Here is a 223-nt window from a genome sequence, read left to right on the forward strand (position 1 = left end):
GCCCGTAAGCCTGAAGGTCTCTGGTCCAACGTGCCTGTTCAATGAGCCCAACGACCTGTTGCTTATCAGGCGCAAAGAGCAGAACGGAATGAGCATGCATACCTCTGGAATGCTTATTGGATGTGGTGTGCCCCATCTCATCTCGAACCGTAGGGTGGATAAATTCCAGCGAGGTCGTATCTTCAAGCGCGAGGAGGCAATCATAGTGCTTAACCTGCTCAGC

Annotated in this window: 1 pseudogene; it reads right to left on the reverse strand. The window is 52.5% G+C overall.

Annotated features, from left to right (window positions below):
• Nucleotides 1–223 (reverse strand): annotated as a pseudogene (locus SLS51_RS23925) (IS4 family transposase); the annotation flags it as partial.

Source organism: Photorhabdus africana, from assembly GCF_035181445.1.
Taxonomy (GTDB): Bacteria; Pseudomonadota; Gammaproteobacteria; order Enterobacterales; family Enterobacteriaceae; genus Photorhabdus; species Photorhabdus laumondii.